The sequence below is a fragment of the Streptomyces sp. MUM 2J genome, assembly GCF_022414535.1.
In the GTDB taxonomy this organism is placed as follows: Bacteria; Actinomycetota; Actinomycetes; order Streptomycetales; family Streptomycetaceae; genus Streptomyces.
On record NZ_JADWYM010000021.1, the window covers coordinates 26,655 to 52,277 of the forward strand.

The following is a 25,623-nucleotide window of genomic DNA, read 5'->3' on the forward strand; positions in this document are numbered from 1 at the left end:
GCCCCGGTCCCGCACGGGTTCCGGGGCGAGCGCGGGTTCGGTCGGGCGGTCCGGGTCGTCGGCCGGTCCCGATAGGCTGAAAGCATGACGCGAGCCGAGCAGCCAACGGCCCCCACCCCTGCCCCGGACGACGCCCTGGTGGCGGACTCCCGCGAGCGTGCCGTGCGCGCTCTGCTGCGCCGTCCGCAGCTCAAGCGGCTGTGGAGCGCGCAGCTCGTGAGCGGCGTCGGTGACATGCTGGCGCTCCTCGTCCTGGTCGTCCTCGCCCTCCAGGCGGCGGTCGTCGAGGATTCCTTCGGCGGCGGCTATCGGGGCGCGGCGTTCGCAGTGGCGATCGTCTTCGGGGTGCGGATCCTCGCGACCCTGCTGTTCGGAGCGGTCCTTCTGGGGCCGCTCACCTCGTTGACCTCCCAGGAAGGCCCTCTCGACCGGCGCTGGACCATGGTCGGCGCCGACGGGCTGCGGGCCGTGCTGCTCATCGTGGCGCCGCTGTGGATCGACTGGATGCCGGACGACGCCCTCGCCTTCCTGCTCGGCACCGTCTTCGCCGTCGGGATCGCCGAGCGGCTGTGGACGGTGTGCCGGGAGAGCGCGGCGCCCTCCCTGCTGCCGGCCCCGCCGCCGGAGGGAGCCACGGTACGGCCGCTGCCCGACCACATGGACGCCCTGCGCCGCCTGTCCTTGCGCACCGGGTTCGTCGTGGTCCCGCTCGCCGCCGCCGCCCTGGTCGCCGCCGGGCTGCTGAACAACCTGCTGGGCGCCGGCATCGCCTGGTTCTCCCAGCACCAGGCAGCCCTCGGCTCGTACGTGGCGGCCGGACTGTTCGCCGCCTCCCTGTCCGTGCTGACGTTCCTGGAGCTGCCCGGGGCGCGCACCCCCCGTGCGCGGTCGCCGCTGGAGGGCCTGCGCCGCCCCCGGACCGGCTCGGGCGTCGACAAGGGCCGCACCGGCGCGATCCCGCTGCTGGTGCTCGCCTGCGCGGCGGTCGCCGGGGCGATCTCTGCAGCCGTCGGCGTGGCGGTGCTGCACGCCGCGGACCTGGGCGGCGGGCCGGTGCTGTACGGGCTGCTGGTGCTCGCCCTGACCGGAGGCGTCGTCGTCGGTATCCGCACGGCCCCCGCGATCGTGCCCGCGCTGTCCAGGCGCCGACTGCTGGCGCTCGCCCTCGCCTTCACCGGCGTCGCCCTGCTCGCCGCCGGTCTCGTCCCGGACGTCACCACGGTGCTGCTGATCGACGTGCTGGCCGGCGTCGGCGCCGGCGTGGCCGCCAACACCGGGCACACCCTGCTCGACCAGGAGGCGGAGGACTACCGGCGCCCGCGCACGACCGAGCACCTGCACGCCGTCGTCCGGGTCTTCGTGGCGCTCGGGGCGGTGATCGCACCGCTCGTCGCGGCGCTCATCGGCCCGCACCGGCTGGAGAGCGGCAGGTTCGTCTTCGCGCACGGCGGTGCGGCGTTCACCCTGATGCTCGTCGGCGCGCTGCTGCTGCCGGTGGCCGCGCTGGTGCTGGCCAAGGTCGACGACCGCTCCGGTGTGCCGCTGCGGCAGGATCTCAAGGACGCCCTGCTCGGCGGCGACGACCCGGCGCAGGAGCCCGCGGGTTCCGGGTTCTTCATCGCGCTGGAGGGCGGCGACGGCGCCGGCAAGTCCACGCAGGCCGAGGCGCTCGCCGAGTGGATCCGGGGCAAGGGCCACGAGGTCGTGCTCACCCGCGAGCCGGGGGCGACCCCGGTCGGCAAGCGGCTGCGCTCGATCCTGCTGGACGTGTCGTCGGCGGGACTGTCGCACCGCGCCGAGGCGCTGCTGTACGCCGCCGACCGGGCGGAGCACGTCGACACCGTCGTCCGGCCCGCCCTGGAGCGGGGCGCGGTGGTGATCTCCGACCGGTACATCGACTCCTCCGTGGCCTACCAGGGTGCGGGCCGCGACCTGTCGCCGACCGAGATCGCCCGCATCAACCGCTGGGCGACCGACGGCCTGGTGCCGCATCTGACGGTGCTGCTGGACGTCGCGCCGGAGACAGCCCGTGAGCGGTTCACCGAGGCGCCCGACCGGCTGGAGTCGGAGCCCGCCGAGTTCCACGCGCGCGTGCGGTCCGGCTTCCTCACCCTCGCCGCGGCCGATCCCGGCCGCTATCTGGTGGTGGACGCGGGACAGGAGCCGGAGTCCGTCACCACCGTCATCCGGCACCGGCTCGACCAGGTGCTGCCGCTGTCCGAGGCCGAGATCCAGGCCCAGGAGGAGGCACGCCGCCGGGCCGAGGAGGAGGCCCGCCGCAAGGCCGAGGAGGAAGCGGCCCGCAAGGCCGAGGAGGAGCGCCTGGAGCGCGAGCGCGAGGAGCAGCTCGCCCGGCTGCGTGCCGAGGAGGAGGAACGCAAGCGGCGCGAGCTGGAGGAGGCGCAGCGGCGCGAGGCCGAACGGCAGGCGGAGGAGGCCCGGCAGCGGGCCGAGGAAGCGAGCCGGCGCGCGGAGGAGGAGCGGCAGCGGCTCCTCGCCGAGGAGAAGGCCCGTGCCGAGGAGGAGGCCCGCCGCAGGGCCGACGAGGAACGGCGCCGTCGGCAGGCCGAGGAGGAGGCCCGGCTTCGGGCCGAGGCCGAGGCGCTGCGTCTGGAGAAGCAGCGCAAGGCCGAGGAGGCGCTGCTGCGTGCGGAGGAGGCCCGCCGGGCCGCCGAGGAGGCGGCATCCGCCGCGCAGGCCGGCCCGAAGCCGCTGCCCCCGGCGGTGACCCGGGAGGCGGCGACCGTGCCGACGCCGGTCGTGGAGCCCGGGCGGACCGGGCGGGGGACCGACGCCGCCCGCACCGACGGCTCCGCGGAGGCCGATCGCGCCACCGGCACGTCCGGTGTGCCTGACTCGGACTCCGAGGTGACTGCCGAGCTGCCGCAGCCGCCGGCGCCGTCGAGAGCGGCCGACGAGACGGCGGTGCTGCCGCCGGTGCCGCCGGGTGCCGCGGACGAGACGGCGGTGCTGCCGCCGGTGCCGCCGGGTGCCGCCGACGACACCGCCGTGCTGCCTCCCGTGCGGGAGGAGGACGCCGGGGACCGCGTGCCGCCGGGCTTCTTCCGGGACGGGCCGCGGGACGCGGGCCCGGCCGGCCACGGCGAGGACCGCACCCGCGAGATGCCCCGGATCGACGCCGACGACGCACCCCGCAGGCGGCAGCGGCCCGACTGGGCCGAGGAGACACCGCTGGACGACCTGCCGACGCTGGCCGACGAACTGCTCGGCCCGCGCGGGGACGGGGACGACACCGGCGACGACCCGCGGGGCGGACGCGGCCGGGGACGGCGGCGCTGACGGACGGCGTCGCCGCGGCGACGGCGGACCCGTCCCGTGGCCGGTGCTGTCGGTGGGGCCCCGCACAATGGATGCCGCAGGGTGTGAAGTGACGGAAAGGCGGCGTGACCCATGACCGTGTGGGACGACCTCGTCGGGCAGGCGCGGGTGAGCGAGCAGCTCGCCGCCGCTGCCCGGGACGCCGACGCCCTGGTCACCGCCGCCGCGGCGGACGCGCCGCCGCCGGAGGCGTCGAAGATGACGCACGCCTGGCTGTTCACCGGCCCGCCCGGAGCGGGGCACGTCCACGCGGCGTGTGCCTTCGCCGCGGCGCTGCAGTGCGTGAGCCCCGACCGGGCGCTCGGCGGCGCCCCCGGGTGCGGCTTCTGCGACGGTTGCCACACGGCCCTGATCGGCACCCACGCCGACGTCACCACGGTCGCCGCCGTCGGCACGCAGATCCTCGCCGAGGACATGCGCGACACGGTTCGCAAGTCCTTCACGTCCCCGGCGAACGGCCGCTGGCAGATCATCCTCGTCCAGGACGCCGAGCGGCTGAACGAGAAGTCCGCCAACGCGGTCCTCAAGGCGGTCGAGGAGCCCGCCCCGCGCACGGTGTGGCTGCTGTGCGCGCCGTCGATCGAGGACGTCCTGCCCACGATCCGCTCCCGCTGCCGCCACCTCACCCTGAGTACGCCGTCGGTCCATGCGGTCGCGGACATGCTGGTACGCCGCGAGGGCGTCGAACCCGATGTCGCCGCTGCCGCCGCCCGCGCCACGCAGGGGCACGTCGACCGGGCCCGCCGCCTGGCCACCGACCCGGCCGCCCGTGAGCGCCGCGCCGCCGTGCTCAAGCTGCCCCTGCGCGTCGAGGAGGTCGGCGGCTGCCTCCGGGCCGCCCAGGAACTGGTGGACGCCGCGGCGGAGGACGCCAAGGCCCTCGCGGAGGAACTCGACGCCAAGGAGACCGAGGAGCTCAAGGCCGCGCTCGGCGCGGCCCAGGGCGGCCGGCTGCCGCGTGGTACGGCCGGCGTGATGAAGGACCTGGAGGACAAGCAGAAGCGGCGCCGTACGCGCACCCAGCGCGACAGCCTCGATCTCGCGCTGACCGACCTCACCGCGTTCTACCGTGACGTCCTCGCCCTCCAGCTCGGCTCCCGCGTCGCCATCGCCAACGCGGACGCGGAGGACGCGCTGGAACGCGCCGCCCGCACCGGCGGCCCCGAGGCCACGCTGCGCCGCATCGAGGCGATCGGCGCGTGCCGGGAGGCCCTGGACCGCAACGTGGCTCCGCTGCTGGCGGTGGAGGCGATGACGATGGCCCTCAGAGCGGGCTGAGCCCGCGACGACGGCGGCCGGGACGCCAGTGGGGGTGCCCCAGGGACCCGGGGTGTGACCCCGTGGTGCGGCCTTGTCACAGCCGCGTGGCGCGGATCGACGGGCGGGCCCCCACCCGGGAGCGCGGTCACGGTCGTCGCCCCGGTGCCGCTGCCGCCGCGAGGGTGACCGGCGTCCGTGACGGTTGACGGTATCCCTCGTCCGAAGCACGTCGCCCACGGAGAGCACCTGTGCCGTCGCGCAGAGTTACGCTCGCGGAATGCACACACGGCGCGTTCCCCGCAGGCCCCGCACCGCCCTCGTCCTGGCCGCCGCCCTGCTCGTCTCCGCCTGCTCGGCCGGCGGACCGTCCGGCACCGCCGCCTCCACCGCGGCCCGGGCCGCGGTGCTGGCCGCCCTGCCCGCGGCGACGCCGGGCGAGCTGGCGCCGTACTACGGGCAGAAGCCGGACTGGAGCGAGTGCGGCGTGCCCGGCTTCGAGTGCGCCACGCTGAAGGCCCCGCTCGACTACGCCGACCCGTCCGCGGGGGAGGTGCGGCTGGCCGTCGCCCGCAAGAAGGCCACCGGCCCCGGCAAGCGCATCGGCTCCCTCCTGGTCAATCCCGGCGGCCCGGGCGGCTCCGCGATCGGCTACCTCCAGCAGTACGCCGCGATCGGCTACCCCGCCGAGGTACGCGCCCGCTACGACATGGTGGCCGTCGACCCACGGGGTGTCGCCCGCAGCGAGCCGGTCGAGTGCCTCGGCGGGCCCGCGATGGACGCGTACACGCAGACCGACAGCACCCCCGACGACGCCCGGGAGACGAAGGAGCTGGTCGACGCGTACAAGGAGTTCGCCGAGGGGTGCGGGGCCCGCTCCGCGCGGTTGCTGCACCACGTCTCCACCGTGGAGGCGGCCCGCGACATGGACATCGTGCGCGCGGCGCTCGGCGACCGGAGGCTGACGTACGTGGGCGCGTCGTACGGCACGTTCCTCGGGGCGACGTACGCCGGGCTCTTCCCCGGGCGGGTGGGGCGGCTGGTGCTGGACGGGGCCATCGATCCGTCGCTGCCGGCCCGCCGGATGAACCTGGAGCAGACGGCGGGGTTCGAGACGGCGTTCCGGGCGTTCACGCAGGACTGCGCGAGTCGTCCCGACTGCCCGCTGGGCACCGATGCCGCCGATGCGGGCCGGAGGCTCAAGGCGTTCTTCGGCGAGCTCGACGCCCGCCCCCTCCCCACCGGGGACGCCGACGGCCGGGTGCTCGGCGAGGCCCTCGCCACCACGGGCGTGATCGCCGCGATGTACGACGAGGGAGCCTGGGAGCAGTTGCGCGAGGCGCTGACCTCGGCGATGAAGGAGCACGATGGAGCGGGCCTGCTGATGCTGTCGGACAGCTACTACGAGCGTGACGCCGGGGCCCGTTACAGCAACCTGATGTTCGCCAACGCCGCCGTGAACTGCCTGGACCTCCCGCCCGCCTTCGACGGCCCCGATGCGGTGCGCAAGGCCCTCCCCGACTTCGAGAAGGCGTCCCCGGTCTTCGGGGAGGGCCTGGCCTGGGCCTCGCTGAACTGCACGTACTGGCCGGTGCGGCCCAGCGGCGAGCCGCACCGCATCACGGCCGAGGGTGCCGCGCCGATCGTGGTCGTCGGCACCACCCGCGACCCCGCGACCCCGTACCGCTGGGCGCGGGCCCTCGCCGGCCAGCTGTCCTCCGCCCGCCTGCTCACCTACGAGGGCGACGGGCACACCGCGTACGGCCGCGGCAGCGCCTGCATCGACTCCGCGATCGACGGGTACCTGCTGCACGGGACACCTCCGGCAAAGGGAAAGCGCTGCTCGTAGCCGCCGCCACCGGCCCTGGAATCCCCCGTTCCGAGGCCGGTGCGAAGCACCCCCGGAAACTGTGTAGACTTACCGACGTTGTTGATCGCACGATGGTGCGGGCAGCGCGCCGCTTTAGCTCAGATGGCCAGAGCAACGCACTCGTAATGCGTAGGTCTCGGGTTCGAATCCCGAAAGCGGCTCCACTCCAAGCCCAGCTCAGGCTTAGCCTGAGCTGGGCTTTTTCGTTCAGCGGATGCCGGTGCGTGCCGCCCGCGTGGCGGCCACGGCCGGGACCGCGGGCGTCGCGGGGTCACGGAAGTCTCGCGTCCGGTGGGCGGGTACGCCTGGCGCGCTGTGCGCGCGGACGCCCGACCGGGGGCTCGGGCCCCGCCGGCACGTCGCGACACGGGTGGCCCGTGCGAGGGCACGGTGCGGTGGGGTGGACTCGGGCCGGCGCGCGGAAAATCGCCGCAAATGGGAGGCAAAGTGAAGCGGCATCAGGACAACCCCCGCCCTTGAGGCAACATCTTCGTGAACGACGGGCGGCGTGCGGCAGGGACACGCCGTGGCCGGGTGGCCGGATGGGGTTGGTGAGGGACGTGATGGTGCCGAGGATCGCGGTCGCCGTGGTGACCATGGGCAACCGGCCCGCGGAGGTCGACGCCCTGCTGGAGTCCGTGGCCAAGCAGGACGTACCGCCGGCCCGCATCGTGATCGTCGGCAACGGCTGCCGGCTGCCCGAGTTCGCGCGGCGGCTCGCGCTCCCCGGTGAGGTCACCGTGGTCGAGACCGACGAGAACCTCGGCTGTCCCGGGGGCCGCAACGTCGCGCTCGCCCGGCTCCGCGAACTCGGGGACGTCGACGTCGTGGTGGAACTGGACGACGACGGGCTGCTCGTCGACCCCGACGTGCTGCGCCGGGTTCGGGACCTGTTCGCGGCGGACCCGCGGCTCGGCATCGTCGGCTTCCGCATCGCCGACGAGAACGGCGAGACACAGCGCCGGCACGTCCCGCGTGCCGGCAACGCCGACCCCATGAGCGGCGGTTACGTCACGGGCTTCCTCGGCGGCGGGCACGCCTTCCGCACGGCGATGCTGGACGAGATCGGTGACTGGCCCGCCCGGTTCTTCTTCGCGCACGAGGAGACCGACCTGGCGTGGCGGGCGGCCGACGCCGACTGGAAGATCCTCTACGCGCCGGAACTGCTCCTGCAGCATCCGAAGACGTCTCCCGCCCGGCACGCCATCTACTACCGCGTCAACGCCCGCAACCGGGTCTGGCTGGTCCGGCGCCGGCTGCCGCTGCCGCTGATCCCGGTCCACCTGGCCGTCTGGGTCGCTGTCACCCTGTTGCGGATCCGGTCGCTGGGCGGGCTGCGGGCCTGGTTCGGCGGCTTTCTGGAGGGCGTGCGCTTGTCCGCCGGCGAGCGTCGGCCCATGCGCTGGCGCACGGTGTGGCGGCTGACCCGGCTGGGTCGCCCGCCCGTCATCTGACAGGGCCCGCCCCCGTCGTCCGGACGCGCCCGCTCCGGCGTCCGGCGGTGCCGCCCGTCCCGGTCGTTCGCCGGGGTCGCCCCGGTCGCTCGCCCCGGTGATCCGGCTGCGTACGCCCTGCCGTCCGGACCGGTCCGGCCCGTCCGGACGGTGGTCCGCCCCCGGGGAGACGGGTCGCACCGCGCCGCAGGCGACGGCTCACTTGGCGTCCCCGTAGCACTCCACCACGGCGGTGGTGAACGGGAAGCGCACCGGCGTCTCACCGAACGTCAGCCGCCCGGCCAGCTCGGCCGCCTCCCGGATCGCCGCGACGACCGCGTCGGCCTCCTCCCGCGGGCAGTGCACGATCACCTCGTCGTGCTGGAAGAAGACCAGCTCGGCCGCCATGCCGGTGCACCGCTGCCGCAGCGCGGCGAGCAGCAGCAGGGCCCAGTCGGCGGCACTGCCCTGGACGACGAAGTTACGGGCGAAACGGCCTCGGGCGCGGGCGTCGGTGGAGGCGTAGCCGGGCACCCATGCGTCACCGCCGCGCTCCTCCTCGGGCACCGGGATGCCCGCCTCCTCCGCCGCGTCCTCCCGGGCTCCGGCCGCCGGTGGGCAGGTCCGGCCCAGCCAGGTGCGCACGAGGCGCCCCTCCTCGCCGGCCCGCGCGGCGTCGTCGACGTAGGCCACCGCCTTCGGGAAGCGGCGGCGCAGCGCGGCGAGGTTCTTCAGGCCGTCGCCGGAGGTCTGGCCGTAGACCGCGCCGAGCACCGCCAGTTTGGCCTGGGCGCGGTCGCCGGCGAAGGCCCGGTCGGAGACCGACTGGTACAGGTCGGTCTCGCGGCCGGCCACCTCCATCAGGCCGGGGTCGCGGGAGACGGCCGCGAGCACGCGCGGCTCCATCTGGTCGGCGTCGGCGACGACGAGCCGCCAGCCGGGGTCGGCGACCACCGCGCGCCGGATGACCCGGGGGATCTGCAGGGCGCCGCCGCCGTTGGTCACCCAGCGGCCCGTGACGGTTCCGCCCGCCTGGAACTCCGGGCGGAACCGGCCGTCGCGGACCCAGTCCTGCAGCCAGGCCCAGCCGTGCGCCACCCAGATGCGGTACAGCCTCTTGTACTCCAGCAGCGGTTTCACGGCCGGATGGTCGACGGACTCGATCTCCCAGCGGCGTGTCGACCTGACCTTGATCCCGGCCCGGCTGAATGCCTTGACGACGTCGGCGGGCAGGTCGGGGCGGACCCGGCGGCCGAAGGCGGCCGACACCTCCTCGGCCAGTTCAGCCAGGCGGCGCGGCTCGCCGCCGCCCGCGTACCGTTCGCCGAGCAGGTCGTGCAGCACGTCGCGGTGGACGTCGGCGCGCCACGGCAGCCCCGTGTGGTTCAGCTCGGTGGCCACCAGCATGCCCGCCGACTCGGCCGCGGTCAGCAGCCGCATCCGGCCGGGGTGCCCGGCACGCCCGTGGCGCCGCTGCTGCTCGGCGTAGACCTCCAGCAGGTCCGGCAGCGGCAGGGGGACGCCCTGGGGTTCGAACAGGGGTGACTGGGCTCCCGGTTCGGCCGTGCGCTGGGGCGGGTCGGGCGGTACGGGGCCCCCGCGCAGCCGGGCGAGGGCCGCCGCGGCCGAACGGGGCTCCCCGTACCGCCCCTCGTGGCCGAGGAGGAGGGTCTCGGCGGCCTCGATGTCGTAGCACCGCGTCACTCGCACCCCCGTGGCGAGCAGCTGCGGATACACCTCGGCCGTCGAGCGCCAGACCCAGCGGGACACGTGCGGCCTGCTGCGCACGGCTCCTGCCAGGTCCTCCTCCCGGCAGACCGGACCGTCGGGCAGCCCGTCCGGACCGAGGGGGGCGATGTCCACACCGCCGTCCTCGGCCGGGGCGAGCGCCCACCGACCGGTCATGGGAGGAGTCTGGCAGGAGGGTCTGACAATGTGGTCCTACCTGCGGTTTCTGGGCTCACCCGGCTCACCCGGCTCACCCGGCTTCCCGGCTTCACGGCTCCCCCGAACACGCGCCTTCCTCGCGCCGGTGTCGGCGGGGACGCCCTGGTCACCCTGGTCGGCGATCTCCTTCGCCGCGTGGCCCTCCGGCTCCGACGGCAGGGCGAGGACCGGGTGGGCGGGGCGCCCTCGGCGCTGCGCGCCTGCCGGGCCCGGCTGCGGGCGGCCATGACGACGTTGCGTGCGCGAGGTGTGTACCGGCTGAACCTCTGGCGCAGGCCGAGGACCGGCTCCCTGGGCGCGAACCGCTGCTGCGCCGCCCGCCGGGTGACGCCCATGCCCGTGCCGATGTCGCGGCGCCACGGCACCGTCCCCCGGCCGGTCTTCCGCGGCGGGCACGCGCGCGGGGCGAGATGTCGCCACGGGCGGGGGCCGGCTGTCGGCGGCCCGTGCCACGATCGACGGGTGAGCAGCACCGACAACCCGACCGGCACCGTCGACCGTGCCTTCTCGGCCGCCCTGTACGACACCGGGGACACCACCCTCGACACCGGCGCGTCCCTCCTCGCCGCGGATCCCGCGGCGGACGCCGAGGTGGCGCGGCGGGGCCGGGAGTTCGTCGCGGGCACCTGGCGACGCGGCTGGCAGCCCGCCGACGTCGTACGCATCGTGCGGCGCGAGCTGGACGACGGGCATGTGCGTCTCGCCGCGGCGCTGATCCGGGCCCAGGCGCCCGGTGACCGGCCGCGCGGTCCGCGATGGGCCGCACAACTCGGCGCCCTGCCGGAGGACGAGTCGCCCCGCCCGGACCGCTTCGCGCACGCCACCACCGTGCTGGAGCTGTACCGCCTGCTGCTGCGCCTGCCCGCGCTGGAGCCGCTCGACGAACCGCACCCGCGCTCCGGTCAGCGGACGCACGCCTCGGGCTCCCGCATGCTCACCCGCATCCGCGCGCTGCTCGCCAAGGCCGAGGCGACCGCGTACCCGGAGGAGGCGGAGGCGCTCACCGCCAAGGCGCAGGAGCTGATGGCCCGGCACAGCGTCGACGAGGCGCTGCTCGCCGCGCGGGACGCCGACCCCGATGCGCCCGGTGCCTGCCGGATCGGCGTCGAGCCGCCCTACGAGCAGTCCAAGGCGGTGCTGCTGGACGCGGTCGCCCGCGCCAACCACTGCCGCGCGGTGTGGAACGAGGCTCTCGGCTTCTCCACGGTCGTCGGCTTCGAGGCCGACCTGGAGGCGGTCGAGCTGCTGCACACCTCCCTCCTGGTGCAGGCGCAGACCGCGCTGGCCGGGGCGGAGGCCGCGCAGCGCCGCGGCGGGCGCAAGCGGACCAAGACCTTCCGGCAGTCCTTCCTCGCCGCCTACGCACACCGCATCGGCGCCCGCCTGACCGCCGCGGCGGAGGAGGTGCTCGCCGACCGCGGCGCCGGCGCCGACCTGCTCCCGGTCCTCGCCTCCCGCGAGGTCGCCGTCACCGCCGAGGCCGACCGGATGTTCCCGGAGACGGTCACCACCCGCCTGCGCGGGGTCAGCGACGCCGCCGGATGGGCCGAGGGCTCCGACGCCGCGGACCGGGCCCAGGTCAGGGCCCGTCCCCGGCTCTCCTGAGCCGGCGGTCCGCGCCGGGACGGGCCGGCCCCGTTCGACGGCGCCCACCGCCGCGCGCACAGCGTGCGACCCGGCCGCGTGGTACCCCGCGTGGTCGGCGCCGCCCCGCGGGCAAGGTCCCGTCTCCGACACGGCAGCAGCCATGCCATGGCCACGGCCCCGGTCCCGGCCACCCCCGCCCCCGCCCCCGCCACGGTCGCCGTCCGGTGGTGAACCCGGGTCCGCGGGGTGTGCCTCCGCCCGGGGGCCTTGCGTCCGCAGCGGCGTTCCCCGGCCCGGGAGCGTGGAGCCCTACGACCCGAGGTCGGCCGTGGGGAGTCCCGACGGCAGCGTGCCGCCCTCGGAGCGGGTGTAGGTCTCGGTGCCGAGGGGGCCCTCCCAGGTGATCCTCAGGGTGCTTCCGTCGACGGAGTCGACCGTGCCGGACGCCCGGTCCTTGCTGCCGTCGGTGCACTTCAGACGGATGGCCCGCGTTCCCGGCTCCGTCCCGGCGGTGCCGCTGCACACGGTGCCGCCGGTGGTGAACACGCCGGCCTCCGTGCCGTGGACCACCAGCACCACCGCCCTGCCGCCGGTGGTGGTGAGCCAGTTCCCCTCCAGGTCGCCGGCGGGTGCACTCGGCGTGCGGGTTCCGCCGCCCCCCGCGGTCGGTGTCGCGGACGGGGCGGGCGTCGCCGACGTCCTGTCGTTCGTGTCGCCGGCGTCGCTGCACGCCGTCAGCACCAGGGCACCGGTCAGCGCGGCGGCCAGGACGACGGCGGTCGTGCTCCGCGGTCGCCGCGGGGACGCTCCGCGCGACGTGCGATGCTGAGGACGCGATGAGGGCACCGAGGTCACGGGGGCTCCCGAGTCGTAGCCGAGCGGCCGGGTCGTGGACGGCCGGAGGGTCGCAGCACGCTACCAGCCGCCGCCGGGCCACCGTCCAGGCCTCTGCCGGAACACCGGACGATCCGCGCGGCACCGGAGCGCCGCAGGACGGAGGGGCCGAAGACCGGGTGAAGCCGGAACCTCCTCTTCCCATCCGGGCCGCTCCCCCCTCCTCCGTCCAGGAGTCCCGCGGGACTCCCCGTTCCCACGCCGAGCGGACGCCACCCGCGTCGGCCGGCACCCCGTCCCCTCCTCCCCCTCCCGCCGGAGCCCGGCGCGCCCGCCCGAGCCGGGGTCGCCCGCGCCATGGCCGGTGCGGGGCTCCGGGTTCCTCCGTGGGCGGGTCGGCCACCGGTACCGGATGCCCTCCGTCCGATGAACCGGCTCCGCTTCCCCGGCGTCGTCGACGTGGAGGTCCCCGTCTACGACATCGGGCGGACGCCGTCCCTCCGGCGGGCTGATGCCGGTCCGGCCGACCTGCCGGACCGGATGATCATCCGAACTCTGGAACAGGAAGGCCGCGGACTGCGTCCATTACAGGTGCACACGGGACTCGATCCGGGTGCCCCGGCGCGCCGGTGGCCTGGGCCGGACATGGACGAAAGCCGGAGCGCGCATGTCCTGCCCGACCCGGGGCAGGCGCTGGAAACGGCTTCGGCAAAGCGTCCGTCAAAGCTGTAACCGGAGGAACACCCCGTGTGCACGTGCATCTGCTCATGCATCTGCACGTGAACAGGACTATGATCCGGCTCAGTTGACCACTGCATCAATGGCCTCATCAGCCAGTGCACCACCGGGGAGCGACCTGTGGATCACCACGTGTACGACGCCCGCGACGCGTCCGGCGTGTACAACGGCATCGCCGCCACGCAGCTGCACGGGGCGGCCTGGCAGAAGAGCAGACACAGCAACTCCCAGGGATCCTGCGTGGAGTTCGCCCGGTTGCCGGGCGGTGACGTGGCCGTCCGGAACTCGCGGTTCCCCGACGGTCCGGCGCTCGTCTACACCCGCGCGGAGATCGAGGCGATGCTGCTCGGTATCAAGGACGGCGAGTTCGACCACCTCATCGCGGGCTGATGGGGCGCCGGCCCCCTTCCCGGCCGCCGCTGCCGGCGGACAACGCGGGGCATTCGCCCTACGACGCACGGTGACGCGCGTAGATCCGTGGCGCGGGGGAGCGCCGCGGATTCTCATGCGGAGTCGGGCCGCAGCCGGAACAGCGCCCAGACGACCTTGCCGCCCAGGGTGCCGGCGAGCGGGTGCCAGCCCCAGCCGTCGCTGAACGAGTCGACGAGCAGGAGTCCTCTGCCGGACTCCGCGGAGAAGTCGTCGGCCTCCCGCGTGACGGGCGACTCCTTGCTGGGGTCGCGCACGGCGCACACCAGGCGCCCGGTCCACCGCAGCAGGTGCAGCCGCACCGGCTGCTGCGGTTCGGGCGCGCGTACGGGGACCGCCGGGACCGCGTGCCGCAGGGCGTTGGTGACCAGCTCCGAGACGACCAGGCACACGTCGTCGAAGTGGTCCCCGAGCTCCCACTGGTCGAGGGTCTTGCGGGTGAAGTGCCGTGCGTCGCGCACCGCTTCGTAGCGGGCGGGGAGGGCGCAGGAGGCGGCCTCGGACACAGCCGCGGGGTCCAGCGGAGGAAGGCCCTGCCGTAAGGGCTCGAGCATGGTCGATCCATTCGTCCCCATGCGAGGCACTCCCGGGAATTCGCGGTCGTTGCGATGCAGCGGTGGCGCGGCACCATGGTTTCGGATGCGCACTACAGATGCAAGGGCAGATGCACGTGCACGTGACCGAATTGGGCCTGCCCGTACCACTTCTTGGCCATTTTTTCCGCCACCCTCTCGCCCAACTCCCGCCCTCCCTCCGTCATTTCCGTGTCCGCCCCAGGTCCGATGCAGAACGGATGGTTCTCCTTCTTTGCTTCTCTGTAATCGGACGAGTACTGCTCGAAGTGTTTTAGTGGCAGACTTCGGCTCCTGAAGACGGTTGGGGAGGCAGGCGAACGTGAGCGCGGGAGAGCCCGGATCGGTGGTGCGACGCATGCTGCTCGGCTCGCAACTCAGGCGACTGCGTGAGGCGCGCGGGATCACCCGCGAGGCGGCGGGGTACTCGATCCGTGCCTCCGAGTCGAAGATCAGCCGGATGGAGCTGGGCCGGGTGAGCTTCAAGACGAGGGATGTGGAGGACTTGCTGACGCTGTACGGCATCACGGACGAGGCGGAGCGCAACGCACTCGTCGCCCTTGCCCGTGAGGCCAATGTCGCGGGCTGGTGGCACAGTTACTCCGACGTGCTGCCCAACTGGTTCCCCACCTACGTGGGCCTGGAGGGCGCCGCCTCCCTGATCCGTGTGTACGAGGTGCAGTTCGTGCACGGTCTGCTGCAGACCGAGGCGTACGCCCGTGCGGTGGTCCGGCGCGGCATGAGGGGCGCCAGCGACGCGGACGTCGAGAAGCGCGTCGCGCTGCGGCTGGAGCGGCAGAAGTACCTCGTCACCGAGAACGCCCCCGAGTTCCACATCGTCCTGGACGAGGCCGCCCTGCGCCGTCCCTACGGCGACCGCGCGGTGATGCGCGAGCAGTTGCAGCACCTGATCGACATGTCCGAGCGGCCCAACGTGCGCCTGCAGGTCATGCCGTTCAGCTTCGGCGGCCACTCGGGCGAGTCCGGTGCCTTCACCGTCCTCAGCTTCCCCGAGTCCGACCTGTCGGACGTCGTCTTCCTGGAGCAGCTCACCAGCGCCCTCTACCTGGACAAGCGCGAGGACGTCCTGCAGTACGAGCAGGCGCTGAAGGAACTCCAGCAGGACAGCCCCGGGCCGGCCGAGAGCCGGGACGTGCTGCGCGGGCTGCTCCAGCTGTCGTAGGGCGCCGGCGGCGGGCGGAGCATGTCGCCGGACCTGCCGGTGTACCTTCAACTCCGGTGAATCGTCAGTACGATGACAGGTGATCAGGCTGATCGGACGGATTGAGGGATCACATGTCGTCGTCCTGCTTCACCGACCTGGCTCAGCAGTACATCGACGGTGAGTGGCGTCCCGGAACCGGCAGCTGGGACATCATCGACTTCAATCCCTACGACGGCGAGAAGCTGGCCTCGATCCCGATAGCCACGGCCGACGAGGTCGACCAGGCGTACCGGGCCGCCGCGCGCGCCCAGCGGGCCTGGGCCGCGACCGGCCCGTCCGGCCGGCGGACGGTCTTCGAGGCCGCACTGCGGCTGGTGGAGGAGCGTGCGGACGAGATCGCCGCGATCGTCGCCGAAGAGCTCGGCGGCACCCGCCTCCGGGCCGCCTTCGAGATCGGCCTGGCCAAGGAGTTCCTGCGGGACGCCGCCCGGCTCGCCCTCGGTGCCGAGGACCGCGTCCTGCCGGCGCGGGCGGCCGGCAAGGAGCACCGTCTCCACCGGGTGCCCGTCGGCGTCGTCGGCGTCATCAGCCCGTTCGACTTCCCCTTCCTGTTGTCGATCAAGCCGGTCGCGGCGGCCCTCGCACTCGGCAACGCTGTCGTGCTGAAGCCGCACCAGGACACCCCGGTCACCGGCGGCACCCTGATCGCCAAGCTGTTCGAGGACGCGGGGCTGCCGCCCGGACTGCTCAACGTCGTGCTCACCGACATCGCGGAGATCGGCGACGCCTTCATCGAGCACCCGGTCCCCGGGGTCATCTCCTTCACCGGCTCCGACAAGGTCGGCCGCCACATCGCCACCGTCTGCGCCGGACAGCTCAAGCGCGCCGTCCTCGAACTCGGCGGCAGCAGCGCACTGGTCGTCCTCGACGACGCCGATCTGGACTACGCCGTCGACGCCGCCGTCTTCAGCCGCTACGCCGACCAGGGCCGGATCTGCATGGCCGCCCACCGCGTCCTGGTGGACCGCACGGTCGCCGCGGAGTTCACCGAGAAGTACGTCGCCGAGGTGCGCACCCTGAGAACCGGCGACCCGCGCGATCCGCGGACGGTGATCGGCCCCGTCCTCAACTCCCTCCAGGCCGGCGCGATCTCCGCGACGATCGAGCAGGCCGAGGCCGAGGGGGCCACGGTCCTGGTCCGTGGGCGGACCGCGGACAACCTCGTCGGCCCGAGCGTCCTGACCGACGTGCCCGCCGACTCCTCCCTCCTGCACCGGGAGATCCTCGGCCCGGTCGCCCTCCTCGTCCCCTTCGACGGCGAGGAGGAGGCCGTCCGCATCCTCAACGACACCCCCAACGGCCTCAGCGGCTCCGTCCACACCGCCGACGTCGAGCGGGGCGTGGCCTTCGCCCGGCGTATCGAGGCCGGGACGGTCCACGTGAACGACGGCGCCGTCCACGTCGAGCCCCTCGTCCCCTTCGGCGGCGAGGAGGGCCCCGGCATCGGCCGCCTGGGCGGCGAGTCCACGCTCGACGCCTTCACCACCCTGAAGTGGATCTCGGTGCAGCACGGCCGGAGCGCGTTCCCGTCCTGACCCGCGCGGTCGCCGCCCGGCCATGCGGACAGGAGCTGACCTCATTCCCCCGTAGCGTCGTGGAAGCCCGCCGGAGGAGGTCCCTTCGGCGCATCCCGGCGAAAGGCGGCTGATCATGGTCACTCATGTTCCGGCGGAGGAGTACGGCGCCGAGCGCGGCGCGCTGTTGGCCTTCCTGGCCGAACAGCGCGGCGGCATCCGGCGGTCCGTGCTCGGGCTCACCGACGAGCAGGCGTCCTCCCGGCCCAGCGCCAGCGCCCTGTCTCTGGCCGGACTGGTCAAGCACGTCGCCGAGGTCGAGCAGGCCTGGATCGCGCGCGCCCGGGGCGAGGCCCCGGCGGTGGAGCGGGACGAGACGACCTGGGAGGAGTGTTTCCGCCTGGTCGGCGACGAGACGCTCGCCTCGCAACTGGCGTACTGGGAGAAGGTCGCCGCCGGGACGGAGGCCTTCGTCCGGGGCGTGCCGAGCCTGGACGACACCTTCGCCCTGCCCGATCAGCCCTGGTTCCCGCCCGAGGGCCGGGTGTCGATGCGCTGGCTCTGCCTGCACCTGATCCGGGAGACGGCCCGCCACGCCGGGCACGCCGACATCATCCGCGAGTCCCTCGACGGGAGGACGGCGTTCGAGCTGGTGGCCGCGGAACGGGAGTCGGCCTCCGGGTCCTAACCTGGAGCGCATGTCAGCGATCCGTCTCCTCGTGCTGGGCGCCGTCCGCCAGCACGGGCGGGCCCACGGCTACCAGGTGCGCAACGACCTGGAGTACTGGGGCGCGCACGAGTGGTCCCACGCCAAGCCCGGCTCGATCTACCACGCCCTGAAGCAGATGGCCAAGCAGGGCCTGCTGCACGCGCACGAGATCGCCCCCTCCACCGCCGGCGGTCCGCCCCGCGTCGAGTACGAGATCACCGGGGCGGGCACCGAGGAGTACTTCCGCCTCCTGCGCGAGGCCCTGGTGGCCCGCGAGGGGAACATCGACATGCTCTCCTCGGCGATCGGCTTCATGGTCGATCTGGAGCGCGGTGAGGTGGTGCGGCTGTTGCAGGAGCGGCTGCGCCGCCTCGCGGAGTGGCGCGACACCGTCACCGAGCACTACGTGCCCGAGGGCGGCCCCGAGAGGCTGGGCCACATCGGCGAGATCATGAACATGTGGGTCCACACGGCGGACGGCGAGGCCGCCTGGACCCGCGGCCTCGTCGACCGCATCGAGGGCGGCGCCTACACCTTCGCGGGGGAGGGCGAACCGTTCGTCGGCGTTCTGGCCGACGGCGAGGAGAACCCGTACGCGACGGGAGAGCGGCATCCCGGGGACGCCGGCTAATCAAGTTTGACCAATAAGAAAGGGCGCGTTATCTTCAGGGTATTAGTCAAGTTTGACTAGTGAGGAGCGTCCTGTGACCCATCCGGCGATCACCGTCGAGGCAGCCCGGAAGCGCTACGGAGACACACACGCACTGGACGGGCTCGACCTCACGGTCGCGTCCGGCAGCGTGCACGCGGTGCTCGGCCCCAACGGAGCCGGCAAGACCACCCTGGTCCGCATCCTCGCCACCCTGCTCCGCCCGGACTCCGGGCGTGTCCGGGTGGCCGGGCACGAGGTGGTGGGGCAGACCCGCGAGGTCCGCTCCCGCATCGGCCTGCTCGGCCAGTACGCCGCCGTCGACGAGCAGCTCGACGGCCGTCAGAACCTGGAGCTGTTCGGCCGCCTCCACCACCTGGGCGCCCGCCGCGCCCGGGCCCGCGCCGGCGAACTGCTGGCCCGCTTCGACCTGGCCGGCACCGGCCGCAAGCAGGTCGCCCGGTACAGCGGCGGCATGCGGCGCCGTCTCGACCTCGCCGCGGCCCTGATCACCGAGCCGGAAGTGCTCTACCTCGACGAACCCACCACCGGCCTCGATCCCCGCGGGCGAGCCGAGGTGTGGGCGGCGGTCCGCGCCCTGGCCGGCGGTGGCACGACCGTGCTGCTCACCACCCAGTACCTGGAGGAGGCCGACCAACTCGCCGACCGGGTCTCGGTCGTCGATGGGGGCAGGGCCGTCGCCGACGGCACGCCCGACGAGCTCAAGGCCCGCACCGGCGGCGACCGCATCGACGTCGTCCTGCGTGATGCCGGCGCCCTCGGGGCCGCCGTCGCCGTGCTGCCCCTGCCGAAGGACGCCGTCTCCGTCGACCCGGACCGCCGGCTGCTCAGCGCGCCCGTCACCGACCGGATGGCGGCTCTCACCGGCGCCGTACGCGCCCTGGAGGAGGCCGGTATCGACGCGGAGGACGTCGGCCTGCGCCGTCCGACCCTCGACGAGGTCTTCCTGCACCTCACCGGCTCCGGAGCCGGTGAGGGCACCCGAGTCGGCGCCCCGGCCGGCCGTCGCCCGAAGGAGACCGCGTGATGCCCCACACCCTGACCGACTCCTGGACGATGACGCGCCGCGAAGTCGCCCACTGGACCCGGCAGCCCGCCACCGTGCTGGTCGGCCTGCTCTTCCCGGTGATGATCCTGCTGATGTTCGGTTACCTCATCGGCGGCGGGCGAGGCGTCGACGGCGCCTACCTCCCCTACCTCCTCCCCGGGATGCTCGCGCTCACCATGGCCTTCGGCCTGGAGGGCACGATGCTCAACGTCACCCAGGACCTCGGCCGGGGCGTCATCGATCGCTTCCGCTCGCTCCCCATGGCCGACTGCGCGGTCCTGGTGGGCCGCTCGGCCGCCGACATGCTCCAGTCGGCGCTCGCGCTGGCCGTCCTCCTCGGCGTCGGCCTGGCGCTGGGCTGGCGCACACACGCCGGACCGGCCGCGCTCCTCGGCGCCGTGGGTCTGCTCCTGCTGTTCCGGTTCGCGATGCTGTGGATCGGTATCCACCTGGCGCTGGTGGCGGGCAGGCCGGAGATGGTGCAGGCCGTCCAGATCCTCGTGTGGCCGGTCGGCTTCCTCTCCAACGCGCTCGCCGCCCCCCGGTCCATGCCGGACTGGCTCGGCACGGCCGTCGCCTGGAACCCGATGTCCCACACGGCGACGGCCGTACGCGATCTGCTCGGCGGCCCCGGCGGGGAGCCGGGCCACCTGTGGGCGGCGGTGGCGTGGCCGGTGGGGCTGCTGGCGGTGTTCCTCCCCCTGGCGGTGCGGAGGTTCGCCCGGCTGGGTGGCTGACCGCCGCGGTCCGAACGGCCCGACGGCCCGGAGCGCTCAGTGGTGGAAGCCGGTGGCCGCCGCCCTGTCCGGTGTCTGTGGACGCGGCTGCCGGCGCAGCTCCGGCAGCAGCTGGGACAGGTCGGCCAGGAACAGGTCGCCGAGGTCCGACGAGAAGCCGTTGCGGCACACGACCCGCAGCACGGACAGGTCCTCGCGGTGGGGCGGGAAGGTGTACGCCGGCACCAGCCAGCCCTTCTCGCGCAGCCGCCGGGAGACGTCGAACACGTCGAAGGCCCGCACCTCCGGCGCCGTGGTGAAGGCGAACACCGGCAACTGGTCGCCCCGGGTCAGCAGCCGGAAGTCGCCGAACTCCTCCACCCGCTCGGCGACACTCCGGGCCACGTCCCGTGAGGCCTGCTGCACCGCGCGGTAGCCCTCGCGGCCCAGCCGCAGGAACGTGTAGTACTGGGCGACGACCTGGGCGCCCGGGCGGGAGAAGTTGAGCGCGAAGGTCGGCATGTCGCCGCCCAGGTAGTTGACCCGGAACACCAGGTCCTCCGGCAGCGCCTCGGCGTCCCGCCACAGCGCCCAGCCGACCCCCGGATAGACCAGCCCGTACTTGTGCCCCGAGGTGTTGATCGACGCCACCCGCGGCAGCCGGAAGTCCCACTTCAGGTCCGGGTCGAGGAACGGGGCGATCATGCCACCGGAAGCACCGTCGACGTGCACCGGGATGTCGAGCCCGGTGCGCTCCTGGAGGTCGTCCAGCGCCGCGCACAACTCCTCGACGGGTTCGTAGGACCCGTCGAAGGTGGAGCCGAGGATGCCGACGACCCCGATGGTGTTCTCGTCGCAGAGGTCGGCCGCCGCCTGCGCGTCGAGGTGGTAGCGGTCGCCCTCCATCGGCACCTGCCGGGCCTCCACCTCCCAGAAGTTGCAGAACTTCTCCCAGCACACCTGGACGTTGACGCCCATGACCAGGTTCGGGCGGGCGCCCCCGCCGGGGTACCGGTCCGCGTTGCGCTGGGCCCACCGCCGCTTCAGGGCCATACCGGCCAGCATGCACGCCTCGCTGGAGCCGGTCGTCGAACAGCCGACCGCGGACGACGGGTCCGGCGCGTTCCACAGGTCCGCGAGCATGGCCACGCAACGGCGCTCCAGTTCCGCGGTACGCGGGTACTCGTCCTTGTCGATCATGTTCTTGTCGCGGCACTCGGCCATCAGGATGCCCGCCTCGGGCTCCATCCAGGTGGTGACGAAGGTCGCCAGGTTCAGGCGGGAGTTCCCGTCCAGCATCAGCTCGTCGCGCACGAGCTGGTGGGCCGTCATGGGCGGCATGGGCGCCTGCGGCAGCCGGTGCTTGGGCGGCGCCTCGGTCATGCCGCCCAGCGGATTCGCCTCCCCGTAGAAGGGGTTCACGGACACAGTGCGCTCGTCGGGCTTCTCGGGGCCTTTGTGCAACGCCATGGGCGCGTCTCCCAGTTCTCTGAGTTCTCTGAGTTCCCTGAGTTCTCCGAGTTCTCCGAGTTCTCCCGGTGTTCCCGGATCTCCCAGTCTTCCCGGTCACCCCACAAGCGTGCCTCCCGGCCCCACCGGCCGGTGGTTGCCCCGGCCGTTCCGGGCACGGGTGCCCCTCTGGTCCCGCCGGGTGCCTGTTCTCCGGATCCCCGGGTGCCGCCGGGGCGTGCGACGGGGACCACCGCCGAGGCGGGGCCCCGGCGGTGCCGCTGTGCGTCCCCCGGGTGGCGGACTACTCCGGGGCGAGGATCACCGCCGTGCCGTACGCGCACACCTCGGTGCCCACGTCAGCCGCCTCGGTCACGTCGAAACGGAACATCAGCACGGCGTTCGCGCCGCGCGCGCGTGCCTGTTCGACGAGCCGCTCCATGGCCTGGTTGCGGGTCTGGACCAGGGTCTTGGTGAGCCCCTTGAGCTCACCCCCGATCATCGATTTCAGACCGGCGCCGATCTGGCTCCCCACATGGCGGGACCGCACGGTCAGTCCGAAGACCTCGCCGAGGACCTCCTGGACCCGACGGCCCGGAACGTCGTTCGTCGTCACCACGAGCACGTCCGGCCGAGGGCTCTGGCCACCGCCGTAGTCGTCAATACCCATGGCTCACAGCTTTGCCCCAGCCCCGCCACAGTGCATCCTGGGAGCGCGCGTGGAACCTGGGCCACGACCGCTGCGTTGATACTTTTGGGCGGCCAACCCCGCCCGTCCCCCATCAGCAGGAGCCACAGTCCCGTGACCACGCTTGCGCTCGGCCCCGAGTGGCTCAGCCCGGACTACCTGATCCAGACCTTCAGCCTGGCGGGCATCCTGCTGATCGTCTTCGCCGAGTCCGGCCTCTTCGCCTTCCTGCCCGGCGACTCCCTGTTGTTCACCGCGGGCCTCTTCGTGGCGCAGGGGCAGTACATCAGCCAGCCGCTGTGGCTGGTGTGCACCCTGATCGTGCTGGCCGCCGTCCTCGGCGACCAGGTGGGCTACATGATCGGCAAGTTCTTCGGCCCGAAGTTGTTCAGCCGGCCCGATTCCCGGCTCTTCAAGCAGGAGAACCTGGACAAGGCCCACGAGTTCATGGAGCGGTACGGTCCCAAGGCCATCGTCCTCGCCCGGTTCGTGCCAATCGTGCGGACGTTCGCGCCGATCGTGGCCGGCGCCGGCCGGATGAAGTACCGCACGTTCTTCACGTACAACGTCGTCGGCGGCGCAGCCTGGGGCACGGGTGTCACCCTGGCGGGTTACTGGCTCGGCCAGATCGACGTCATCAAGCGCAACGTCGAGGCGATCCTCGTCCTCATCGTGCTGGTCTCCGTGGTGCCGATCGCCATCGAATACCTGCGCGAGCGCGCCAAGAGGAAGCGCGCCGCCGGGCAGCCCGCAGACGTGCAGCCCGCCGCCGGGCACTCCGCCGGCGGTCGCCCGCCGGTCATGGACGACGCCACGACCCGGCTGCGCCGCGTCGACCCGGCCCAGCCGCCCCAGCAGGACCAGGGCGGCACCAGCGGGTACAGCGCCCAGTACGGCGCCCATCCCGCCCACGGTCACCAGCAGCAGCCGTACGCCCCTCAGCCCCAGCAGCCGTACGCGCCCCAGCCCCAGCCCCAGCAGCCGTACGCGCCTCAGCCCCAGCAGCCGTACGCGCCCCAGCCCCAGCAGCCGTACGCCGCCCAGTCCCAGCCTCAGCCCCAGCAGCCGTACCCGCCCCAGCCCCAGCAGGGCTACGGTCAGCCCCAGCAGGGCTACGGTCAGCCTCAGCAGGGGTACGGCCGCCAGCAGCCCTACGACGGCCAGTACCCGTACGACCAGGGCTGACAGCCCCGTCCCACGGGCAGGGGCGCGCGCCCGTGACGCCAGCCGATGCGGGCCCGATGCGGAGGTACGGTCTGCGCGGCCCCGTGCCGCCGCGGGTGGCCGCCCGGGGCACCGGTAGCTCAGAAGCCGCGCGTCCGTTTCGCCGCCCGCCGCTTCTCAGCAGACCCGACCTGGAGGAACAGCCGGGAGACCTCCGACCCGAGGTTGACCCCGATGGCGATGGCCATGGCGAGCGCCGCCGCCTTGGTCAGGGAAGCCAGCCCCTTGTCCACCTCGTTCTGCGCGATGGCCAGCAGCCCGAAGTAGGTGGCCGAACCCGGCAGCAGCGGCCCGATCGCGGCGGTCGTGTAGGGCAGCGCGGAAGCGAACCGGTAGCGCGACAGCAACTGCCCGAACAGCCCCACCAGCCCCGCCGCCGCCGCCGTGGAGGCGACCGGTGAGAGGTCGCCCGTGTAGCGCATCGCGCCGTACACCGTCCAGGCGATGCCCCCGTTCAGGGTCACGGCCAGCACGGTGGACCGTTCCTGCTGGAGCAGCACCGCGAACGTGAGCGACAGCAGCATCGCCGCGCCGATCTGCCACAGCGGTCGTTCGGAGATGCTCAGCGCGGCGTCGGGGTTGAGGCGGGCGTCCAGCTGCACTCCCAGATAGAGCACCACCAGCACGCCGACGACGATGCCCACGAAGAGGTACAGGACCTCCAGCAGCCGCGCCGAGGCGGTGATGTAGAAGCCGGTCAGCCCGTCCTGCACGCCGGCCACCAGCGCCCGTCCGGGCAGCAGCGCGAAGAGCCCACCGGTGATGACCGCGGAGGCCTTCACGTCGACGTGCGCCAGCGTGAGCGCGACACCCACCGCCGCGGGCGGCATCGCCGCCGCCGTGAACTGGTAGAACTCCGGCAGCCCGCGCCCCGCGGACAGCCACGCCAGCCGGTCGCCGAGCATGGCGCCGATCGCCGCCGCGACGAACACCAGCGGGCCACCGCCGACCAGCACCGAGGCCGCACCGGCGAGCAGCCCACTCGCCAGGGTCAGCACCCAGGTCGGGTAGGGGTGCCGGTTGCGCCTTATCTCCGCGAGCCGCCGGTAGGCCTCCTCCAGGGAGACATGGGTCTCGGGGTCGCTGAGGTCGTCCACGAGCTGGAACACGGCCGCCAGGCGTGTGTAGTCGGTGCCGCGCCGCCGTACCGTCCGGGACGCCGTCACCGGGTCCTCCACCAGCGACGGCTGGTAGGAGATCGCCAGCAGGGTGAAGGTCACGTTGGGTTCGCAGCGGTCCAGCCCGTAGGAGCGGCAGACGGCGAACATCGCCGCCTCCACGTCCTCGGCGCCCTCACCGCCGGCCAGCAGCAGCTCGCCGATACGCAGCGTCAGGTCGAGCACGCGCGGGACGGCCGGGCCGCCCTCCTCCACCCGTAGCACCGGCTCCGGAGCCGGCCGCTCGGTCACCGACATCCGCAGCATGGTGCGCATCCGGTCCTGCCACGGCACGTCCTTGGCCAGGCCGGCCGAGGGGATCCCGGAAGCCGGGGTGAAGGCCGTCGGTGCGCCCTTGGCGTGGTAGGTGCTCGGCGGGTCGAACGCCGATCCCTCCGGCTCGGCCGCGGGTGCCTGCGTCACGTCCAGGCCCCGGGGCACGGCGAACTCCGACGTCGTCTCCGGCTCCGTACCGCCTCTGGGCGCGACGAGCCCCGCCGGAACGGCGAACTCGGACGTGATGTCGGAGTCGTAGGAGCTCCGTGCCTCGTCCGACTGTGGTTTGCGGTCCTCCGTCTCCGTCACTTCCGAAGCACTCCCTCTACGACACCTCCATCTGGCCTCAGTATGCGCACACGCCCCCGGCCGGGCGGGCACGCCGATATGCGGACGGGCCGCACGCGCGGCGCGTGCGGCCCGTCCGGGAGTCGGTGGCTCAGTGACCGCCCTGCTCCTCGAAACGCTTGTAGGACCGCTCGATCTCGGCCTCGGCGTCGGTGCGCCCGACCCAGTTGGCGCCCTCGACGGACTTGCCGGGCTCCAGGTCCTTGTACACCTCGAAGAAGTGCTGGATCTCCAGGCGGTCGAACTCGGAGACGTGGTGGATGTCGCGCAGATGCTCCACGCGCGGGTCCGTCGCCGGGACGCACAGCAGCTTGTCGTCGCCGCCCGCCTCGTCGGTCATGCGGAACATGCCGATCGCACGGCAGCGGATCAGGCAGCCCGGGAAGGTGGGCTCGTCCAGGATGACCAGGGCGTCCAGCGGGTCGCCGTCCTCGCCGAGGGTGTTCTCGACGAAGCCGTAGTCGGTCGGGTAGGCGGTCGAGGTGAAGAGTCGACGGTCCAGGCGGATCCGACCGGTCTCGTGGTCCACCTCGTACTTGTTGCGCGAACCCTTCGGAATCTCGATCGTGACGTCGAACTCCACCGGTGGCTCC

At 73.4% G+C, this 25,623-nt stretch carries 21 protein-coding genes, 1 tRNA gene and 1 pseudogene; 15 read left to right on the top strand and 8 right to left on the bottom strand.

The features are described from left to right. Nucleotides 1-84 precede the first annotated feature (84 nt). The 5 genes from tmk (at nt 85) to I3F54_RS18210 (ending at nt 7,920) form a co-directional block, all read left to right on the top strand. Nucleotides 85-3,300: a dTMP kinase gene (tmk, locus tag I3F54_RS18190; RefSeq protein ID WP_240119866.1), complete on the top strand. Its 3,216-nt coding sequence runs from the start codon at nt 85-87 to the stop codon at nt 3,298-3,300. A gap of 111 nt (nt 3,301-3,411) precedes the next feature. Continuing rightward, on the top strand, nt 3,412-4,617 hold the full coding sequence (locus I3F54_RS18195; RefSeq protein WP_240119867.1) for a DNA polymerase III subunit delta': 1,206 nt from the start codon (nt 3,412-3,414) through the stop codon (nt 4,615-4,617). 259 nt (nt 4,618-4,876) lie between these two features. Beyond that, nucleotides 4,877-6,445, top strand: a complete 1,569-nt coding sequence (locus tag I3F54_RS18200; RefSeq protein WP_240119868.1) for an alpha/beta hydrolase — start codon at nt 4,877-4,879, stop codon at nt 6,443-6,445. 108 nt (nt 6,446-6,553) lie between these two features. Further along, nucleotides 6,554-6,630, top strand: a tRNA-Thr gene (locus tag I3F54_RS18205). A 378-nt stretch (nt 6,631-7,008) separates the two neighbouring features. Beyond that, nucleotides 7,009-7,920, top strand: coding sequence for a glycosyltransferase family 2 protein (locus I3F54_RS18210; RefSeq protein ID WP_240119869.1), 912 nt, complete (start codon nt 7,009-7,011; stop codon nt 7,918-7,920). A gap of 198 nt (nt 7,921-8,118) precedes the next feature. On the opposite strand, the gene I3F54_RS18215 is transcribed toward I3F54_RS18210, so the two are convergent. Continuing rightward, nucleotides 8,119-9,804, bottom strand: coding sequence for a bifunctional 3'-5' exonuclease/DNA polymerase (locus tag I3F54_RS18215; protein ID WP_240119870.1), 1,686 nt, complete (start codon nt 9,802-9,804; stop codon nt 8,119-8,121). Nucleotides 9,805-9,954: 150 nt separating this feature from the next. Then, nucleotides 9,955-10,196, bottom strand: a pseudogene (locus I3F54_RS18220) (ATP-dependent Clp protease ATP-binding subunit); the annotation flags it as partial. A gap of 112 nt (nt 10,197-10,308) precedes the next feature. On the opposite strand from I3F54_RS18220, the gene I3F54_RS18225 reads away from it, so the two are divergent. After that, nucleotides 10,309-11,451 (top strand): DUF2786 domain-containing protein, encoded by a 1,143-nt coding sequence (locus I3F54_RS18225; protein ID WP_240119871.1) that lies wholly within the window; start codon nt 10,309-10,311, stop codon nt 11,449-11,451. 291 nt (nt 11,452-11,742) lie between these two features. On the opposite strand, the gene I3F54_RS18230 is transcribed toward I3F54_RS18225, so the two are convergent. Continuing rightward, nucleotides 11,743-12,288, bottom strand: a complete 546-nt coding sequence (locus I3F54_RS18230) for a hypothetical protein (RefSeq protein WP_240119872.1) — start codon at nt 12,286-12,288, stop codon at nt 11,743-11,745. A gap of 405 nt (nt 12,289-12,693) precedes the next feature. Here I3F54_RS18230 and I3F54_RS18235 point away from each other — a divergent pair, with 405 nt between their 5' ends. Both I3F54_RS18235 and I3F54_RS18240 read left to right on the top strand, forming a co-directional pair. Further along, nucleotides 12,694-12,999: a hypothetical protein gene (locus tag I3F54_RS18235; RefSeq protein WP_240119873.1), complete on the top strand. Its 306-nt coding sequence runs from the start codon at nt 12,694-12,696 to the stop codon at nt 12,997-12,999. A gap of 126 nt (nt 13,000-13,125) precedes the next feature. After that, nucleotides 13,126-13,395, top strand: a complete 270-nt coding sequence (locus I3F54_RS18240; RefSeq protein ID WP_240119874.1) for a DUF397 domain-containing protein — start codon at nt 13,126-13,128, stop codon at nt 13,393-13,395. Between the two features lie 113 nt (nt 13,396-13,508). Here the strand turns inward: I3F54_RS18240 and I3F54_RS18245 are convergent, their stop codons facing one another. Next, a complete protein-coding gene (locus I3F54_RS18245; RefSeq protein WP_240119875.1) occupies nt 13,509-13,988 on the bottom strand; it encodes an ATP-binding protein in 480 nt (159 codons plus the stop codon). A gap of 376 nt (nt 13,989-14,364) precedes the next feature. On the opposite strand from I3F54_RS18245, the gene I3F54_RS18250 reads away from it, so the two are divergent. From I3F54_RS18250 to I3F54_RS18275, 6 genes are all read left to right on the top strand, one after another. After that, on the top strand, nt 14,365-15,189 hold the full coding sequence (locus I3F54_RS18250) for a helix-turn-helix transcriptional regulator (RefSeq protein WP_240119943.1): 825 nt from the start codon (nt 14,365-14,367) through the stop codon (nt 15,187-15,189). Between the two features lie 113 nt (nt 15,190-15,302). Beyond that, on the top strand, nt 15,303-16,766 hold the full coding sequence (locus I3F54_RS18255) for an aldehyde dehydrogenase family protein (protein WP_240119876.1): 1,464 nt from the start codon (nt 15,303-15,305) through the stop codon (nt 16,764-16,766). Nucleotides 16,767-16,881: 115 nt separating this feature from the next. Then, the gene (locus tag I3F54_RS18260; protein WP_240119877.1) at nt 16,882-17,433 is read left to right on the top strand and encodes a DinB family protein; all 552 of its coding nucleotides are present in this window, start codon (nt 16,882-16,884) and stop codon (nt 17,431-17,433) included. A 10-nt stretch (nt 17,434-17,443) separates the two neighbouring features. After that, nucleotides 17,444-18,085, top strand: a complete 642-nt coding sequence (locus tag I3F54_RS18265) for a PadR family transcriptional regulator (RefSeq protein ID WP_240119878.1) — start codon at nt 17,444-17,446, stop codon at nt 18,083-18,085. Between the two features lie 73 nt (nt 18,086-18,158). Continuing rightward, nucleotides 18,159-19,151 carry an ATP-binding cassette domain-containing protein gene (locus I3F54_RS18270; RefSeq protein ID WP_240119879.1) on the top strand — a complete coding sequence of 331 codons (993 nt, stop codon included), beginning with the start codon at nt 18,159-18,161 and terminating at the stop codon, nt 19,149-19,151. Continuing rightward, the gene (locus I3F54_RS18275) at nt 19,151-19,909 is read left to right on the top strand and encodes an ABC transporter permease (RefSeq protein ID WP_240119880.1); all 759 of its coding nucleotides are present in this window, start codon (nt 19,151-19,153) and stop codon (nt 19,907-19,909) included. Before I3F54_RS18270 ends, I3F54_RS18275 begins: the two co-directional genes overlap by 1 nt. A gap of 36 nt (nt 19,910-19,945) precedes the next feature. On the opposite strand, the gene I3F54_RS18280 is transcribed toward I3F54_RS18275, so the two are convergent. Continuing rightward, the gene (locus tag I3F54_RS18280; protein ID WP_240119881.1) at nt 19,946-21,358 is read right to left on the bottom strand and encodes a glutamate decarboxylase; all 1,413 of its coding nucleotides are present in this window, start codon (nt 21,356-21,358) and stop codon (nt 19,946-19,948) included. A 283-nt stretch (nt 21,359-21,641) separates the two neighbouring features. After that, the gene (locus tag I3F54_RS18285) at nt 21,642-22,007 is read right to left on the bottom strand and encodes a YbjQ family protein (RefSeq protein WP_240119882.1); all 366 of its coding nucleotides are present in this window, start codon (nt 22,005-22,007) and stop codon (nt 21,642-21,644) included. A 132-nt stretch (nt 22,008-22,139) separates the two neighbouring features. On the opposite strand from I3F54_RS18285, the gene I3F54_RS18290 reads away from it, so the two are divergent. Then, nucleotides 22,140-23,210 carry a DedA family protein gene (locus I3F54_RS18290; RefSeq protein WP_240119883.1) on the top strand — a complete coding sequence of 357 codons (1,071 nt, stop codon included), beginning with the start codon at nt 22,140-22,142 and terminating at the stop codon, nt 23,208-23,210. Nucleotides 23,211-23,329: 119 nt separating this feature from the next. Here the strand turns inward: I3F54_RS18290 and I3F54_RS18295 are convergent, their stop codons facing one another. Together I3F54_RS18295 and I3F54_RS18300 are read right to left on the bottom strand one after the other, a co-directional pair. Further along, nucleotides 23,330-24,991 (bottom strand): threonine/serine exporter ThrE family protein, encoded by a 1,662-nt coding sequence (locus I3F54_RS18295; RefSeq protein WP_240119884.1) that lies wholly within the window; start codon nt 24,989-24,991, stop codon nt 23,330-23,332. 130 nt (nt 24,992-25,121) lie between these two features. Further along, on the bottom strand, nt 25,122-25,613 hold the full coding sequence (locus tag I3F54_RS18300; protein ID WP_189303680.1) for an inorganic diphosphatase: 492 nt from the start codon (nt 25,611-25,613) through the stop codon (nt 25,122-25,124). Nucleotides 25,614-25,623 lie beyond the last annotated feature (10 nt).

Bases quoted from the DNA above. Each gene is read 5' to 3' on its own strand.
- I3F54_RS18215 (WP_240119870.1), bottom strand. From the start codon at position 9,804: ATGACCGGTCGGTGGGCGCTCGCCCCGGCCGAGGACGGCGGTGTGGAC.
- I3F54_RS18255 (WP_240119876.1), top strand. From the start codon at position 15,303: ATGTCGTCGTCCTGCTTCACCGACCTGGCTCAGCAGTACATCGACGGT.
- I3F54_RS18245 (WP_240119875.1), bottom strand. From the start codon at position 13,988: ATGCTCGAGCCCTTACGGCAGGGCCTTCCTCCGCTGGACCCCGCGGCT.
- I3F54_RS18250 (WP_240119943.1), top strand. From the start codon at position 14,365: ATGCTGCTCGGCTCGCAACTCAGGCGACTGCGTGAGGCGCGCGGGATC.
- I3F54_RS18200 (WP_240119868.1), top strand. From the start codon at position 4,877: ATGCACACACGGCGCGTTCCCCGCAGGCCCCGCACCGCCCTCGTCCTG.
- I3F54_RS18195 (WP_240119867.1), top strand. From the start codon at position 3,412: ATGACCGTGTGGGACGACCTCGTCGGGCAGGCGCGGGTGAGCGAGCAG.
- I3F54_RS18265 (WP_240119878.1), top strand. From the start codon at position 17,444: ATGTCAGCGATCCGTCTCCTCGTGCTGGGCGCCGTCCGCCAGCACGGG.
- I3F54_RS18280 (WP_240119881.1), bottom strand. From the start codon at position 21,358: ATGGCGTTGCACAAAGGCCCCGAGAAGCCCGACGAGCGCACTGTGTCC.
- I3F54_RS18210 (WP_240119869.1), top strand. From the start codon at position 7,009: ATGGGGTTGGTGAGGGACGTGATGGTGCCGAGGATCGCGGTCGCCGTG.
- tmk (WP_240119866.1), top strand. From the start codon at position 85: ATGACGCGAGCCGAGCAGCCAACGGCCCCCACCCCTGCCCCGGACGAC.
- I3F54_RS18235 (WP_240119873.1), top strand. From the start codon at position 12,694: ATGAACCGGCTCCGCTTCCCCGGCGTCGTCGACGTGGAGGTCCCCGTC.
- I3F54_RS18285 (WP_240119882.1), bottom strand. From the start codon at position 22,007: ATGGGTATTGACGACTACGGCGGTGGCCAGAGCCCTCGGCCGGACGTG.
- I3F54_RS18260 (WP_240119877.1), top strand. From the start codon at position 16,882: ATGGTCACTCATGTTCCGGCGGAGGAGTACGGCGCCGAGCGCGGCGCG.
- I3F54_RS18275 (WP_240119880.1), top strand. From the start codon at position 19,151: ATGCCCCACACCCTGACCGACTCCTGGACGATGACGCGCCGCGAAGTC.